This window comes from Streptomyces sp. NPDC059917 (genome assembly GCF_042730635.1).
In the GTDB taxonomy this organism is placed as follows: domain Bacteria; phylum Actinomycetota; class Actinomycetes; order Streptomycetales; family Streptomycetaceae; genus Streptomyces.
Map to the genome: position 1 here is coordinate 92540 of NZ_JBHWLC010000006.1, position 14852 is coordinate 107391.

Here is a 14852-nt window from a genome sequence, read left to right on the forward strand (position 1 = left end):
TCAGCAGTGCTTGCCGGCGGTGGCGCGGGCGTACGCGTCCCCGGCGAGCAGCGCGTCCGCGACCATGTCGGGGGTGACCGCGAAGGGCATGTTGTGCGTGGTCTCGCCCTCGGCGGTGGCCGCGCGACCGATGGCGAGGAGTTCCTCGCGGTCCGGGTCGACCAGGCCCAGCTCGGCGAGCGTGGTCGGCAGGCCGACGCTGCGGCTGAACCGCAGGTAGGTGTCGAGCTCCTCGGTGGGCGCGCCCTCCAGGACGAGCTGGGCGAGGGTGCCGAGGTTGACCTTCTCGCCGTGCATCATGCCGTGGGTGCGGTGGGAGACGGTCAGGCCGTTGTGGATGCCGTGGGCGGCGGCGAGGCCGCAGGATTCGAAGCCGAGGCCGGAGAGCAGCGTGTTGGCCTCGGTGACCTTCTCCAGCGCCGGGGTGACCACGTGGGCCTCGGCGGCCAGACGGGCCTGGTGGCCGTATTCCATGAGGGTCTCCCAGCAGAGCCGGGCCAGGCTCAGGGAGGCGGCCGTGGCGAGGCCGCCCGCCATCGCGGTGCGCTCCGCGGCGACGCAGACGCGGGCCTCGTACCAGGTGGCGAGGGCGTCGCCCATGCCGGAGACGATGAAGCGGCTGGGCGCCTGCGCGACGAGCGCGGTGTCGACCAGGACCAGGTTGGGGTTGCGGCGGAAGAAGGAGTACCGCTCGAACGCGCCGTCCTCGGTGTAGATCACGGCGAGTGCGCTGGTCGGGGCGTCGGTGGAGGCCACCGTGGGGGCGCTGACGACGGCGATGTCGCCGAGGGCGTGGCCGACGGCCTTGGCGGTGTCGATGGCGGTGCCGCCGCCGATGCCGACGACCACGTCCGCGCCGGCGGCCCGGGCGGCCGCCGCGACCCGGTCGATCTCCCGCTGCGTGCAGAGTCCGCCGAAGACCTCCTTGGTCAGGTGGACCCCCGCGGCGGCGAGCGAGTCGGTGACGGCCCCGTCGACGAAGCCCCAGACCCCCTTGTCGGCGAGGACCACGGCCTGGCCGCCGAGGGGGGCGACGTGCTCGCCCAGGTCGTTCATCGCCCCCGCCCCCTGGACGTACTTGGGCGGGCTGATGAGCATGCGGGTACCGGCGGTCTTCACGGAAATCCTCCTGGAATTCAGACGACTCAATTGGCGTCTTATTCATTCCTATCACGCACCGAAGGGCCCGGCGCGGGCCCTTCCGCCGGTAAACAAAGGACCAAGTACCCCACCCCTGACGCCGGGCCCGCGACGTAGGGTTCCTAGTAATCGGCCTGGTCAAGGGCCGATGGAGCCATCTCCACATGAGTTGCATTTTCTTTCCGCATTAAACGCATTGAGGCGCAATGAAGCGCTCCGAAAGCCATCAGGAGAGACCCGCAGTGAAGAAGCTGATCAATTCCCCGGAAACCGTGGTCCAGGACGCCCTGCGGGGAATGGCCGCGGCCCACCCGGAGCTCGACGTCGACGCGGGCGCGGGCATCGTCACGCGGGTCGGCGGGACCGGTGGGGGGAAGGTCGCGGTGCTCTCCGGCGGCGGGAGCGGGCACGAGCCGCTGCACGCCGGGTTCGTGGGCCGCGGCATGCTCGCCGCGGCGGTCGCCGGGCCGGTCTTCACCTCGCCGGTGCCGGACGCGATCGCCCGCGCCACCGCCGTGGCCGACTCGGGCGCGGGCGTGCTGCACGTCGTGAAGAACTACACCGGGGACATCCTCAACTTCACGATGGCCGCCGAGGACTGCGAGGACGACGGCATCGAGGTCGCGCAGGTCGTCGTGGCCGACGACGTGGCCGTGGCCGCGGACGCGGCCGGTCCCGGCCGCCGGGGCACCGGCGCCACCCTGTTCGTGGAGAAGATCGCGGGCGCCCTCGCCGAAGAGGGCGCGCCGCTGGCCGAGGTGGCCGCGGTGGCCCGCAAGGTGGGCGAGCGCTCGCGCAGTTACGGGGTCGCCCTGTCCTCCTGCACCACCCCGGCCAAGGGCAGCCCCAACTTCTCCCTGGGCGAGGACGAGATCGAGCTGGGCATCGGCATCCACGGTGAACCGGGGCGCGAGCGGCGCTCGTCGATGAGCGCCGCCGACACCGCCGCGGCCATGCTCGACGCGATCCTCGACGACCTCCCGCAGTGCTCCGACGACCCGGTCATCCTGCTGGTCAACGGGCTCGGCGGGACCCCGCCGATCGAGCTGTACGTGATGCGCGCCGAGGTCGGGCGCGCCCTGGCCGAGCGGGGCGTCACCGTGGCCCGCTCCCTGGTGGGCAACTACGTCACCAGCCTGGACATGGCCGGGTGCACCCTCACCCTGTGCCGCGCCGACGCCGAGCTGCTGCGGCTGTGGGACGCGCCGGTGAACACCCCCTCCCTGCGCTGGGGTTGCTGAACCCCGACCGCACCGCGAGCACCGCCCCGCCCCACCGACTCCCCCACCTCCACCACCACCCTTCGCCGCCAGGAGTGACACGCATGACGACCATGCAGCCGGAAGCACCCGTTCTCGACGCCGCCTGCTTCCAGCGCTGGCTCGCCGAGACCACCCGTCTGGTACGCCGCGACGCCGAGCGGCTCACCGAGCTGGACGCGGTCATCGGCGACGGCGACCACGGCGCCAATCTGGTCCGCGGCTTCGGCGCGGTCACCGCCGCGGTGACCGAGACCCGTCCGCGCACCCCGGGCGCCCTGCTGACCCTGGCCGGGTCCACCCTGACCAACACGGTGGGCGGCGCCTCCGGTCCGCTCTTCGGCACCGCGCTGCGGCGCACCGGCAAGGTGCTGGGCGACACCGAGCGGCCGACCGCCGGGGAGCTGGGCGCCGCGCTCGGCGCCGGTCTGCGGTCGGTCCAGAAGCTCGGCGGCGCCGAGGTCGGCGACGCGACCATGGTGGACGCGCTGGCTCCGGCGGTCCTCGCCCTGGCCGACGCCGCCGAGGCGGGACGTCCGCTGCGCGAGGCCCTGGACGAGGCCTCGAAGGCGGCGCGCGCGGGGGCCGACGTCACGGCCGGGTTGCAGGCCCGCAAGGGGCGGGCCAGCTACCTGGGCGAGCGCAGTGTCGGACACCAGGACGCGGGCGCCAATTCGGTGGCGCTGCTGATGGAGGCGCTGCGGACGGCCGTCGACGGCGCCGCCGGTGATCTCGGGGCCGAGGGCGGGACGGACGCGGCGCGGGAGCCCGTGACCGAGGAGCCCGTCGTCGAAGAGCCCGTCGCCGGAGAGGGCGGCCGGGCCCGGGCCGGGGTCTCGACCGGCCGGGTCGGCGTCGTCCTGGTCTCCCACAGCAAGGCGGTCGCCGAGTCGGTGGCCGAGCTGACCCGGGCCCTGCTCGGTTCGGCCGAGCCCGGCCCGCTCGCCTTGGCGGGCGGCACCGCGGACGGCGGGATCGGCACCAGCGCGGCGCTGATCCGCGAGGCCGTCCGCACCGTGGACGAGGGTCGGGGCGTGGCCGTGCTGTGCGACATGGGCAGCGCGGTGCTCACCGTGAACTCCCTGATCGGCGACGAGGAGGCGGGGCTGCCCGCCGGTACCCGGATCGTGGACGCGCCGTTCCTGGAGGGTGCGGTGGCCATCACCTTGACCTCCGCGGTCGGCGGGGACCTGGACGCGGTGGTGGCCGCCGCGGCGGACGCGCGGGACTACCGCAAGCGCTGACCGGTCGCCGAGGACAGCGACGGCGGGGCCAGCGGAGCCTCCAGCGGGTCGCTCTGCGGGGGCGCGAACGGGAGCGGCGCGGGTACGCCCGCACCGCACAGGGCCCGGGTCTGGAGCCGGTCGAGCGCCGCGTCCACGGGGTGCGGGACCGGCCGGCCCTCGGCGTCGTTCAGCTGGTACTTGCCCAGGTTGAAGCCGAGGGCGAACTGGCGGCCGCCGTCGGCGCTGGACAGCGCGGTGGTGCCCGCGCCCCATACCGAACCGTCGTGGCCCCAGGCCGGTCCGCACGGGGTGTCGACGGTGTAGATGCCGAGGCCGTACCGGGCGATGACCCGGCCGGTGTCGTCCGTGACCGGATGGGTCGTGCGCATCTCGCGGAGCTGGGCGGCGGGCAGCAGGCCGCCCCGGAGCAGGCTCCGGTAGAAGGTGTTGAGGTCCTGCGGGGTGGAGATCAGCGCCCCGGCCGTGCCGGCCATGGTCATGTCGTACTCGCTGTAGTCGCGGGGCGGGTCGATCAGCCCGTGGAAGCTCTCGTACAGCTTGGCGTGCGGGCCCGCGATGAGCGGGTCCGTCCCCGGGAAGTAGGTGTGGCGCAGCCCGGCCCGGCGGATCACGTCCCGGGTGATGACCTCTTCGGGATCACGGCCGGTGACCTCGCGCAGCAGCTCGCCGAGCAGGACGTAGTTGGTGTTGGAGTACGACCAGTCGGTGCCGGGCGCGAAGACCTGGGGCGCGTCGAGGCCCCAGCCGATCAGCGTGGCCGGAGCCAGCGTGCGGTGGCGGAACTCGTCCAGGCTCGCGGCGGAGCCGCGGGCCAGGGAGGGGAAGGCCCGCGGGACGTAGTCCGCGATGCCGCTGGTGTGGTTCAGCAGCATGCGGACGGTGATCCGCCGGCCGCGCTCGCCCGGGACCAGGTCGGGGAGGTAGTCGCCGATCGGCGCGTCCAGCCGGATCCGGCCCGCCGCGCTCTGCTGGAGGACGGCGACCGCGGTGAAGGACTTGGTGACGCTGCCGACGCGGTGTTCCATGCCGGGACGGGTGGGGCGGCCGGTGTCGCGGTCGGCCACCCCGGTGGCGCCGTCCCATCCGGCGGCTCCGTCGCGGACGGAGGCGTACGCCCCGTACATGCCCGCGTCGCGCACGGCGTCGAGGTCCCGGGCGAGGGCGGCGCGGTCCAGGCCCTGCGGGAGCGCGGTCACCGGGACCGCGCTCACCGGGGCCGCGGCCCTGGCCATCACCACGGGCGCGGCGCCGGCCAGGGAGGCCAGGCACAGGGCCACCGCCGTCGCCGGGCTCCGCAGCCGCGCCAGTCGCGCGCGGCGCACCGCTGCCCCCACCGTGCCTCCCCCCGCCGCGCCGTCCCCGGCCCGGCCCGTCCCGCGTGCTGGTCCTCGCGCCCCGAGTATCGGCCACGCGTCCTCACGGGCCGTCATCCGCCCGACGTTTCAACCCCCTTCGAGTGGTCAGACGCGTTGACGACCCGAACGGACCCGCGAGAGGGGAACTGTCATGTCCGACGTGTCACTGCTGCCGGGACAAACGCAATGCGACTGGGAGTGGCAGGACGACGCGGCCTGCCGCGATCTGGGCCCGAACCGCTTCTTCCATCCCGCCGGTGAGCGCGGCGAGGAACGGGACGACCGGGACGAGGCCGCGAAGCGGGTGTGCGCGGTGTGTCCGGTGCGGCGCGCGTGCCTAGAGCACGCCCTGCGCACCCACGAGACCTTCGGGGTGTGGGGCGGACTGACCGAGGACGAGCGGCGCGAGCTGCGTTCCGCGCGGCTCTGAGCCCGGCCCGGACGCAGGGCGACGGCCCGGGAGGGGCCCGATCGGCAAAGCCGGGCGAAATATTCTGCGGGGCGAGCTGCGGTTCCCGCATCCCCCGGAGAGCAGTATTCACGCGGTCTTAACGCCGAAACGGGCACCATCGGCGCGTCGGAACGATGGATTCCGCAGGTAAACAGCTATTGACCAGCGGATCTCGCGGAGATTGCATAGCGGCCCGGGAGCACACGGAACCACTTGATCACCAGCCGCCTCGGAGGCGATACCGCTCCCGCACTCATCACCCCGCATCTGCCGATCGGAACCCGCACTGATGTCCGACACGATCAGCGCTCCCCAGGCGCTCGCCCCCGCGACCGGCCCCGTCCCCCAGAAGCTGAAGCGCTCCATCGGCGTGGTGGGCGGGACCCTGCTCACCCTCTCGTGCGTGACGCCGGCTTCGACCCTCTTCGTGGTCGTGCCCGACCTGTTCTCGAGCCTCGGCACCTACGCCGCCCTCACCATCGCCATCGGCTCGCTGCTGTGCATCGGCGTCGCGTTCTGCTACTCGGAGCTGGGCACGCTGATCCCGAGCGCGGGCGGCGAGTACGCCATCGTGTCGACGCTCGCGGGTCGGCTCGCGGGATGGTTGGTCTTCGTCCTGTCCCTGCTGGTCGTGATGATCGTGCCACCCGTGATCGCCATGGGTACGGCCGACTACCTGGCGCCCATCGTCCACATCCCGGCCCCGGTCGCGGGCGGCGCGGTCATGCTGCTCGCCACCCTCGCCGGCCTGCTGGACCTGCGCGCCAACGCCTGGATCACCGGCATCTTCCTGGTGCTGGAGGTCGTGGCCGCCGCCCTGGTGGCCGTCCTCGGCTTCGCCCACAGCGAGCGCGGCGCCTCCGCCCTGGTCCACGGCTCGGTGGCCGGTGAGAGCGGTGCCTCCACCTCCACGGTGACCGCGATGATGGTGGTCTCCGGCCTCGCCATCGCCCTCTTCATCACCCAGGGGTTCTCCACCGCCGTCTACCTGTCGGAGGAGTTGGAGAACCCGCGGCGCAACGTCGCCCGCACCGTGCTGGCCACCCTGGCCATCTCCACCGCCGTCATCCTCGTCCCGGTCATCGCCATCACCGTCGGCGCCCCCGACCTCGCGGCCCTGACCAGCGGAGACATCGGCGCGATGGTCACCGCCTGGTCCAACTCGGCCGTCGGCACCTTCGTCAGCCTCTGCGTCGCCCTCGCCATCGTCAACGCGGGCATCGTCATGGTCATCCAGAACTCGCGGGTCCTCTTCGCCTCCGCCCGCGACAAGGCGTGGCCCGAGCCCGTCAACAACGCCCTGTCCCGGCTGGGCCGCACCGGCTCCCCCTGGGTCGCCACCCTGCTCGTCGGCGTCCCCGGCGCGGCCCTGTGCTTCGTGAACCTGGACACCCTCTACGGCGTGACCGGCGTCTCGGTGACGGGCATGTACCTGCTGGTGGCGGTGGCCGCGCTGTTCAGCCGCCGCGGCGCGCACCGCACGGTGGCCGCCTGGCGGATGCCGCTGTGGCCCGCGGTGCCGGTGGCGCTGATCCTCGTACTCGCCTACATCCTGACCCAGCAGGAGACCCAGTACCTCCTCTGGACGGGCGGCATCACCGGGGTCGCCACCCTCTACTGGGCGCTCTACCTGCGCCCGCGCCAGGACTCCCGCTGGCTGGTCACCGTCCCGGAGACGGAGGACGCCCCCGCGTCCTGACCCCGCTCCCGCTCCCCCTCCCCGCGCCACCCGTCCGAGTCATCGGCCGGGTGGCGCACCCGTGCGGTCGGCGCCGACACCTTTCGCCGCCGGGGAGGGTTGTACAGCGCGCTTTGTCCTTCCGGCGCCTCTTGGAGCGATCAATGACTTTCATGCCGAGTTCCGCAACGGTCCAGGGCCAGGGATCGTTCACGCACCGGGACCCGGCCGTCCCCCTGCCCGTCCCCGCCCAGGGCGGCGGCCCGGACTCCGTCGCCGCCGCGGTGGAGGAGCGGGAGCTGGTCTTCGACGGGCTGACCTACGTCTGCCGGATCGCCCGGGCGGGCGGCACGGGCACGCCGATCCTCATCCTCGGCGGCTCCGAGCAGAACCGGACCTCCTGGACCCGGCACGAGAAGCGGCTCGTCCAGGACGCTCCCGTGGTCACCGTCGACCTGCCCGGCTACGGCGGCGCCGACTTCCTCCCGGCCCGCTACGGGGTCGACCACCTCGCCGCCGCCACCCGGCACATGGTGGACGCGCTGGGGCTGGAGCGGATCGGCCTGTTCGGCACCTGCTTCGGCGGAGCGATCGCGCTGCGCTTCGCCCAGCACTACCCGGCGTACGTCGAGCGGCTGCTGCTCAGCGGGATGACGACGGCCGTCACCGACGAGTACACGGCGGCGATGGAACGCTGGGACCGCATGATCGCGCGCGGCGACACCCTGGACATCGCCCGCGAGCTCACCGACCGCTTCATGTCGCCCCCCGGCACCGGCACCGTGCGCAAGCACGCGGCGGTCGCCCGGCTCGTCTACCAGCAGATCGCCGGGCAGAGCCCCGACTCCCTGCGCAAGTCGGCCGAGCACAACCGGCGCCTGCTCCGGCACGAGTGGTACCGCCCCGAGCCCTGCCCGGCGGTGCCCGCGCTGGTCGTCACCGGCGAGCACGACACCCTCACCACGCCCGACATGGGCCGCCGCGTGGCGTCCGTCCTGCCCGACGCGCAGTTCCTGACCGTGCTGGAGACCGACCACCTGGCGCCGCTGGAGCGCAGCACCGACTTCGCCGACCTGATGGCCCGCTTCCTCGGCGGCCGACCGGTGACCGGGCTGCCGTACGCCACGGCCCCGGAGTCCTTCGTCGGCGCTCCGGCCGGGTCCCCGGTGGGGGTCGGCGCGGGATGGAGCGGGCACGACGAGTGGTGACGACCACCATGGCGGGCGGCCGCAGTGTGGCGGTGGACGCCATGTCGGCCGTCGTCGGCGGTGCCTACTGTTGCGCGCCATGACGACCTTTCCTCCTCCCCCGGCGACCCGGCCCGCGACCCCCGCGGCCGCCGTGGCCCCCTGCGACGGAGCCACCCTGACCGGGCGGGTCGCCCTGGTGACGGGCGCGGGCAGCGGCATCGGCCGGGCCTGCGCCATCGCCCTGGCCGCCGCCGGTGCCACGGTGCACGCGGTGGACATCGACGGGGAGTCGGCTGCGGCCACGGCCGCGGCGGTGGGCGGGCACGCGCACACCGCGGACCTGGCCGACCCCGCCGCCATCGCGTCGCTGCCCGCCGCCGTGGACGTCCTGGTCAACAACGCCGGGCTCCAGCACGTGGCGCCGCTCACCGAGTTCCCGCCCGAGCGCTTCACCCTGATCCAACAGGTCATGGTGACCGCGCCGTTCCTGCTGCTGCGCCGCACCCTGCCGCACATGTACGCGCGCGGCTGGGGCCGGGTGGTCAACGTCTCCAGCGTCCACGGACTGCGGGCCAGCGCCTACAAGTGCGCCTACGTCGCCGCCAAGCACGGCCTGGAGGGGTTGAACAAGGTCACCGCCCTCGAGGCCGCGCCGTACGGCGTGACCAGCAACTGCGTCAATCCGGGGTACGTGCGCACCCCGCTGGTCGAGGACCAGATCCGGGCCCAGGCCACCGCGCACGGGATCAGTCCCGCGGACGTGGTGTCGGACGTGCTGCTGACCCGCTCGGCCATCAAACGCCTGATCGAGCCGGAGGAGGTCGCGGCGGCCGTGCTCTGGCTGTGCGGACCCCACACCGGGTACCTCACCGGCGCCTCCCTCCCCCTGGACGGCGGCTGGGGCGCGCACTGAACGCCCCGCCCGCGCCCTGACCGGGGGCTCTGGCACCCTGGGGACATGGACGCACCCACCCGCGGCGCGTGGTTGCGCGCCGGCATCAGCCGCGACGGCGGCCCGCTGCTGGAGACCGAACACGTCGTGTGGCTCCAGACCGGCGCCCTGTACGCCGACAGCCGCGGCTTCGCCGGGCACACCTCCTACGACGGGGAACGGGTCACCTTCCACCACGAGGTCGGCGAGCCCGGCGTCGACGTCGGCGCCCTGCGCGCCGACGGCCCCGGCATGGTCGAGACCGGCACCAACCCCGACGGTTCGACCTTCCTGGAGGTGTGGACCCCGCTCCCCGGAGCCGACGGCCCCGAAGGCTGCTGGACCACCGACGGGACGATGACGGTCCGGGTGGGCCCCCACGTGGTCCACGTCGACGCGTCGGGCCGCGGCGCCCACACCGTCCTCCCCGCGCACCCCGTTCCCTCCGACGCGGGCCAGGGCGTCTCTTCGCCCGGTGGCGGCCGACGCCATGGTTCCCCCTGAGACGCCCCGGCGTCGGCCGCTCCACCAGTGTCGGGGGACCCGCCGACCGGGCCCAAGCCCTTTCGACGCACCCCGAATCCGGACATCGGCCCGGCCCGCGCACCGGATACCGGCCAGATCGCGCGGCGGATCGACGGCCCCGGCCGTCGCCCGCGCACGGGCCGACTACCGTGCTGCGCACGCCCCGAGGCCCCTGGAGGAACGACGGTGCTGCGGATCCACTTCACCGCCGACGACCTGGCTCGCGTGCGCACGGCCCGCTCCCCCGACCCGCTCGCCGAAACGGTCCTCAGCCTGCCCGTGCTCCAGGACCCGGGGTCCGCCGGGGTCGCCCTGGCCGGATGGCGCGAGCGCACGCGCCGGGGCCTGCGGCCGTCCATGCGGCTCCTGTTCGAACTCGCCCCGGCGCACGCGGGGGAATACGTCCCCGAGGTGTTCACGCACGCGCGGGCGCACACGCTCGCCGAGGGCCTCGACCACACCTGGTCACTGCCGCGCGGCCAGTGGGCCGCGGACCTCCGGGCCACCGCCCTGCTCCGGCCGGACGCACCGGGCTGGATCCACGCCCTGCACCAGGGGTCGCCGGAGTGGGGCGACCTCGTCCGGCGGGCGCTGGAGGACTACCACGCGGTGGCGGTGGCGCCGTACTGGGCCCAACTCCTGGCCGCCGCACACGACGACCGCACCCGCCGGGCGCTGATCACGGCCGACTGCGGGCTGGACGGACTGCTCGGCACGCTGCACCCGGAGATCCGCTGGACCTCGCCCGTGCTCCAGGTCCCGTGCGCGAGCGACGCCGACCTGCGGCTCGACGGGCGCGGCCTGCTCCTCGTACCCACCTTCTTCTGGCCCGGCCCCCTCGTGCTGCTCGACAACGCCGATCCGGGTCGGCCGCTCGTGCTGCGGTACCCGGTCGCCCGTGACCTCGCCGACTACCGGGCCGTGTGGGCGGCGGGCGACGTCGGCGCCGAGCCGGGCGGCGCGCTCGCCGCGCTGCTGGGCGCCACCCGGGCGCGCACCCTGCGGGCCGCGTCGACGCCCGCCGGCACGAGCGAACTAGCCCGCCGCGTCCGGACCTCCCCCGCGACGGCCAGCCACCACGCGGGCGTGCTGCGCGCCGCGGGCCTGCTGACGACGGAGCGTGCCGGATCCGCCGTCCGGCACGCACTGACGCCCCTCGGCCGCGCGCTCCTGGGGGACGCCGTCTAGCGACGGTCGTCAGTCGCTGGAGAGGGCGCCCAGCAGGGCGCCGACCTCCGGGTGGGGCAGGGCGCGGGCGATGTCGGCCTGGGCGACCATGCCCACGAGGCGGTGGCCGTCGAGGACGGGGAGCCGGCGGACCTTGTGGGCGGCCATCGTCCGCAGGATCTTCTCGGCGTCGTCGTCGGGGCCGACCGTCACCGCGCCCCCGGCGAGTTCACCCGCGGGGGTCGTGGCGGGGTCCTTGCCGGGCACGAGCACGCGGACGACGATGTCGCGGTCGGTGATCATGCCGATGATGCGGTCGCCGCCGTCCCGGATCGGCAGGGCGCCCACCCCCAGCTCGGCCATCTGGTGGGCCGCCCGGAGCACCGGCTCGTCGTGACCGACGCAGTGCGCGCCCGGTGTCATCAGGTCGCGGGCGGTCTTGACGCCCGGTTTGGGCAGGTGGGTGGCGTTGGGGCTCATCCCCGGCCTCCCGCGCGTTCCGTGCGTTCCCTGCGTGCCGTGTCGTTCATGGGGTGCGCCCCTCTCCGTACGGAAATCCGCTGTCGCGCCGGCCGCCCGAGCGGACTGCCGGCACCCATCGGTTCCCCGTACGGAGGGCTCCTACTGCACGGTTGGGCCGTTCGGACCCGACCGTCCCCGAACGGGGGCGGGGCCGCCCGTGGCCAGCCGGGAGCCTTCGATCTCGGCCCAGACGACCTTGCCGCTCGCGTGCGCGTCGGCGCCCCAGCGGTCGGAGAGCCGTTGGACGATGGCGAGCCCGTGGCCTCCGGGGGTGCCGCGCGGTGTGACGCGCGGCGCGGGCAGCTCCGTCTCGCCGTCGAGCACCTCGATGCGCAGGGCCGTGCCGTAGGTCAGGACGAGTTCGTCGCACCCGCCCGCGTGAAGGCTCGCGTTGGTCAGCAGCTCCGACACGACGAGCAGGGCGTCCTCGCTGGTCTGGCTGGACGGCCAGCCCCAGTCCCGGATGGCTTCGCGCGTGAAGTCGCGCCCCTTCGCCACGTGTCCGCGGACACCGCGCAGGGCCAGGCGGCGACGCTGACCCATGACCGGCGCTCGCTCGCGCAGTGGATCGCCGGCGTCCGATCCGATGGCCGTCACTGTGACCTCACCTGCCCCCCGTTGGCACTGATCCTCGATGGTTGATCCCCAATGATGACAAACCGCTGCCTTCTTGGACCGGCCGAGCCACGACTTGGTTGTACACGGTCGTCAAGCTCATCCGATCACCATGTGCAGCCGCAGGGTGAGCCCCGTGTCCAAGGCCCTGATCTCCACCAGGTCGCAGAGCTGGTGGATCATCCACAGTCCCCGGCCGCCGTCACCGGAGGCCACGGGCGGGCGGCGACGCCCTGCCAGCGGATCCGTGAGCCGGCCGCCGTCGCGCACCTCCGCCACCACCGCGCCGGTCCCCGAGGCCCACAGCCGCAGGGTGCCGCTGCCACCGCCGTGGGCGAGGGAATTGGCGGCCGCCTCGCTGACGGCCAGGACGAGGTCGTCCCGGCGGGCGGGGTCGAGGGCGCTGGCGCGCACCCAGGCCTGGGCGTGTTCCCGTACCCGGGCCAGCTCGCCCGCGGCGTACTCCAGCACCGGGGCCGCGGTGGCGGGCTCGGGCAGCGGGGTGTCGCAGTCGGCGCAGACCGCCGCGGCGTCCGCGTAGGCGGGGCTGTCCGCCGGGAGTCCGGCTTCGATCAGCGTGGGGTGCGTGCGCCGGGCGTCGGCGACGACCGCCGCCGGGAGTCCGGTCGTGTCGTACGGGCAGAGGATAGAGGCGGCGCGCCCCGCGAAGGCGGTGTTGATGAGCGCCTCGTGCCGGGTCGCCTCGCGGACCTCGGCCGGGGATCGCCCGGGCCAGATCGGCTCGCCGACGATCCGGGCGCGGCGGCCCGGATGCCGGTCGGCGAACTCCTGCAGGGCGGCCAGGATGCGGCCGGGGTTGCGGCCCAGCCGCGTCATGTCCACGAACTCGATGCCCTCCGCCGCCCCGGCCCCGTCCACCGCGAGAGCGCGGTGGAGCGCCGCCAGGTGCGGGCCGGGAACGGCGACGAGGACCGGCTCGGCGGCGCGCAGCGCGTCCCGCACGAAGCCGCGCACTCCCGTCACGTACTCCTGCGGGTTCCGGTAGAAGAGGGCCGGATGGGCGAAGGCTCCGGTCCGCGCGCGCGCAGCGGTGGTGCGGTGGCTCATGCTGCACCCTCCTGCGCGGCGCGCTTCCAGGACGGCCGTGGCCCTGATCGGCCCGTCGGCTCGTCCGCTCGTTCACTCGTCGCAGTGAGTATGACGGGCGCGGCGGCGCACGGCCCGGACCCGGCTGCGCGCCGACCCTACGCCGTGAGCATGCCGGTCCGCAGCCGCGCCAGCGTGCGGCTCAGCAGTCGGGACACCTGCATCTGGGAAATGCCCAGCTCGGCGCCGATCTCGGCCTGTGTCAGCTCCTGTCCGAAACGCATCTGGAGGATGCGGCGGTCCCGCTCGGAGAGCTCCTCCAGCAGGGGCGCGAGGGTGTGGAAGTCCTCGAACAGCTCCATGGCCGCGTCCGCCTCGCCGACGCTCTCGGCCAGCGGGCGCGTTCTGCGGCCCGCGGGGGCCTGCTCGTCGGAGTCCGCGGTGGTGTCCAGGGAGCCGCTGGTGTAGCCGTTGGCGGCCACTAGTCCCTCGATGACCTCTTCCTCGGAGAGGTCGAGGTGCTCGGCGAGCTCGCGGACCGTGGGCGCCCGGCCGAGGAGGTTGTTGAGGGCCTCCTGGCTCTGGGCGAGCTCGGTCCGCAGTTCCTGCAGGCGGCGCGGGACGTGCACCGCCCAGGTGGTGTCCCGGAAGTACCGCTTGATCTCGCCGGTGATGTAGGGGAGGGCGAGGGTGGAGAACTCCACCTCGCGCGCCGGGTCGTACCGGTCGATGGCCTTGATCAGGCCGATCGTCCCCACCTGGAGGATGTCCTCCATGTCCACGCCGCCGGCGCCCGCGGCGCGCGAGCGGAAGCGCCGGGCGGCGAAGTGCACGAGTGAGACGTTCATCTCGATCAGCGTGTTGCGGACGTACTGGTACTCGCGCGTTCCCTCCTCCAGGGAGCGCAGCCGGACCAGGAACACCCGTGACATCTCGCGCGCGTCGGCGGGCGCCACCTCGCGGGCGTTGTCCACCTGCGGCAGTTCGGCGACGGACTCCCCCGCAAGCGGCCCTGCGTCCGTGCTCGTTGCTCCCGTCTCAAGATCGCGGCTGACAAGTGTTTCCATCCGGGACATGTGGCCGTTCCTCCCTGTGGCGAATGGCTGCGCAAGCGCTCGTGCCCACATTCCGATCCCTTACACACATGCGGCCCAAGAAATTCCGGATGGGTGTCGACCAGCACCCGGGGCGTCGCTCTCACCGCCGGGAGCAGGCATACTCGCACTCTCGGAAACCACGCACACGACCACGGGGAGGCGGAACGGTGCGGGATACGGAAGCACACGACGCGGGAGTGGTCGCCAAGAGCTACCCCGCCGGGCCCGGCTGGGTGGTCGAGGCGCGCGGCGAGTTGGACCAGGACACGCTCGCGCCCCTGGAGGAAGCCCTGACCCGGGCGGCCGGGGACCATCCGGTGGTGGTCCTGGACGCGGGGGCCATCACCTTCGGGGACTCGTCGTTCCTCAACATGCTGCTGCGCCTGCACCGGACCACCACGCTGCGCGTGGCCGCTCCCGGCGACCAGCTGACCCGGTTGTTCCGGCTGACCGGCGCGGACACGGTCCTCTCCCTCCACCCGGACGTCCGGGAGGCGCTCGCCGCGCCCGCCTGAGCGGGGCGGCGCCCGGCGGGGCCTCATGGATCCGGTCGACTTCGTGGCCGGAAACCTCACCTCACGGGCACGCGGCCCCGCCCCGGCGGCGAGCGCCGCGGCCCGCGCGGCGC

Annotated in this window: 15 protein-coding genes; 9 read left to right on the top strand and 6 right to left on the bottom strand. The window is 73.9% G+C overall.

The features are described from left to right. Positions 1-1119 carry a glycerol dehydrogenase gene (locus ACFWAR_RS05645; RefSeq protein ID WP_385773390.1) on the bottom strand — a complete coding sequence of 373 codons (1119 nt, stop codon included), beginning with the start codon at positions 1117-1119 and terminating at the stop codon, positions 1-3. Positions 1120-1382: 263 nt separating this feature from the next. Here ACFWAR_RS05645 and dhaK point away from each other — a divergent pair, with 263 nt between their 5' ends. Together dhaK and dhaL are read left to right on the top strand one after the other, a co-directional pair. After that, positions 1383-2381 carry a dihydroxyacetone kinase subunit DhaK gene (gene dhaK / locus ACFWAR_RS05650; protein ID WP_385773392.1) on the top strand — a complete coding sequence of 333 codons (999 nt, stop codon included), beginning with the start codon at positions 1383-1385 and terminating at the stop codon, positions 2379-2381. An 83-nt stretch (positions 2382-2464) separates the two neighbouring features. Further along, positions 2465-3643, top strand: a complete 1179-nt coding sequence (gene dhaL, locus ACFWAR_RS05655) for a dihydroxyacetone kinase subunit DhaL (protein WP_385773394.1) — start codon at positions 2465-2467, stop codon at positions 3641-3643. Here the strand turns inward: dhaL and ACFWAR_RS05660 are convergent. After that, positions 3628-4980 (bottom strand): serine hydrolase domain-containing protein, encoded by a 1353-nt coding sequence (locus tag ACFWAR_RS05660; protein WP_385773396.1) that lies wholly within the window; start codon positions 4978-4980, stop codon positions 3628-3630. The two genes, dhaL and ACFWAR_RS05660, sit on opposite strands and share 16 nt — an antisense overlap. Before the next feature lie 172 nt (positions 4981-5152). On the opposite strand from ACFWAR_RS05660, the gene ACFWAR_RS05665 reads away from it, so the two are divergent. The 6 genes from ACFWAR_RS05665 (at position 5153) to ACFWAR_RS05690 (ending at position 10964) form a co-directional block, all read left to right on the top strand. Beyond that, complete coding sequence (locus ACFWAR_RS05665) at positions 5153-5431, top strand: WhiB family transcriptional regulator (RefSeq protein WP_385773398.1); 279 nt, start codon at positions 5153-5155, stop codon at positions 5429-5431. 310 nt (positions 5432-5741) lie between these two features. Further along, complete coding sequence (locus ACFWAR_RS05670; RefSeq protein ID WP_385773400.1) at positions 5742-7151, top strand: APC family permease; 1410 nt, start codon at positions 5742-5744, stop codon at positions 7149-7151. A 152-nt stretch (positions 7152-7303) separates the two neighbouring features. Further along, positions 7304-8338 (top strand): alpha/beta fold hydrolase, encoded by a 1035-nt coding sequence (locus tag ACFWAR_RS05675; RefSeq protein WP_385773402.1) that lies wholly within the window; start codon positions 7304-7306, stop codon positions 8336-8338. 79 nt (positions 8339-8417) lie between these two features. Then, on the top strand, positions 8418-9233 hold the full coding sequence (locus ACFWAR_RS05680) for a 3-hydroxybutyrate dehydrogenase (protein ID WP_385773404.1): 816 nt from the start codon (positions 8418-8420) through the stop codon (positions 9231-9233). 45 nt (positions 9234-9278) lie between these two features. Next, positions 9279-9755 (top strand): hypothetical protein, encoded by a 477-nt coding sequence (locus ACFWAR_RS05685; RefSeq protein ID WP_385773406.1) that lies wholly within the window; start codon positions 9279-9281, stop codon positions 9753-9755. 207 nt (positions 9756-9962) lie between these two features. Next, complete coding sequence (locus tag ACFWAR_RS05690; RefSeq protein ID WP_385773408.1) at positions 9963-10964, top strand: winged helix-turn-helix domain-containing protein; 1002 nt, start codon at positions 9963-9965, stop codon at positions 10962-10964. Between the two features lie 9 nt (positions 10965-10973). Here ACFWAR_RS05690 and ACFWAR_RS05695 read toward each other — a convergent pair whose 3' ends face one another. The 4 genes from ACFWAR_RS05695 to ACFWAR_RS05710 form a co-directional block, all read right to left on the bottom strand. Beyond that, a complete protein-coding gene (locus ACFWAR_RS05695; RefSeq protein ID WP_385773410.1) occupies positions 10974-11423 on the bottom strand; it encodes a CBS domain-containing protein in 450 nt (149 codons plus the stop codon). 141 nt (positions 11424-11564) lie between these two features. Further along, complete coding sequence (locus tag ACFWAR_RS05700) at positions 11565-12008, bottom strand: ATP-binding protein (RefSeq protein ID WP_385773412.1); 444 nt, start codon at positions 12006-12008, stop codon at positions 11565-11567. A gap of 171 nt (positions 12009-12179) precedes the next feature. Continuing rightward, positions 12180-13148 carry an anti-sigma factor RsbA family regulatory protein gene (locus ACFWAR_RS05705; protein WP_385773414.1) on the bottom strand — a complete coding sequence of 323 codons (969 nt, stop codon included), beginning with the start codon at positions 13146-13148 and terminating at the stop codon, positions 12180-12182. 137 nt (positions 13149-13285) lie between these two features. Then, positions 13286-14194, bottom strand: a complete 909-nt coding sequence (locus ACFWAR_RS05710; RefSeq protein ID WP_385773550.1) for a SigB/SigF/SigG family RNA polymerase sigma factor — start codon at positions 14192-14194, stop codon at positions 13286-13288. 197 nt (positions 14195-14391) lie between these two features. Between ACFWAR_RS05710 and ACFWAR_RS05715 the strand changes: the two genes are divergently transcribed. Then, entirely contained in the window at positions 14392-14739 is a 348-nt protein-coding gene (locus ACFWAR_RS05715; protein WP_385773416.1) for an STAS domain-containing protein, read from the top strand. Positions 14740-14852: the final 113 nt, after the last annotated feature.